The following is a 523-nucleotide window of genomic DNA, read 5'->3' as shown; positions in this document are numbered from 1 at the left end:
TGTGACTTTCATTTTATATTCTTCTTTTTCAGTTATCGGTGCAGCCTGTTTTGCCAACCATTTATAATAGCCACTCGTCGATACCTTTAGAACACGGCACATCTTTACAATCGAAAACTCCCGTTTATGCGCTTCAATAAATTCAAACACTACTGCGGGTTTTTGGCAAAGATGTGCATCGCCTTTTTTAGAATGGCATTCTCCTCTTCTAAGTCACGAAGTTTCTTTTCATAAATCGCTTCTAACTTCTTTAGCTCCGAAGGGGTTATATATTTCACGTCGCCATTTTCTTGCTTTTTTCCATCACGATACTTTTTTACCCAGCGATGAATAGAAGATTCCCCAATCCCTAATTCATATGATAATTCTGTTACTTTTCGATTTTCTTCTACTACTAATTTCACAACATAATCACGATATTCTTGCGTTATTTTTTTAGTCATTCGGTACACGTCCTTTAAAATAGTTATTTCTATAATAGCTACTCTCAGTTTTCCGTGTCCACTTTTTATACTAACCTCAT

At 35.6% G+C, this 523-nt stretch carries 1 protein-coding gene; it reads right to left on the bottom strand.

Going from position 1 to position 523, the window contains the following annotated elements; translation table 11 throughout:
* Positions 1–149 precede the first annotated feature (149 nt).
* Positions 150–523 (bottom strand): transposase (locus AC3WOM_RS26725; RefSeq protein WP_492449229.1); only part of this gene is annotated, 374 nt, incomplete at its 5' end.

Source organism: Lysinibacillus sp. FW301-JW8, from assembly GCF_058788755.1.
Note: the sequence above shows the minus strand (reverse complement) of the source record. Positions and strands in the feature narration are given on the sequence as shown.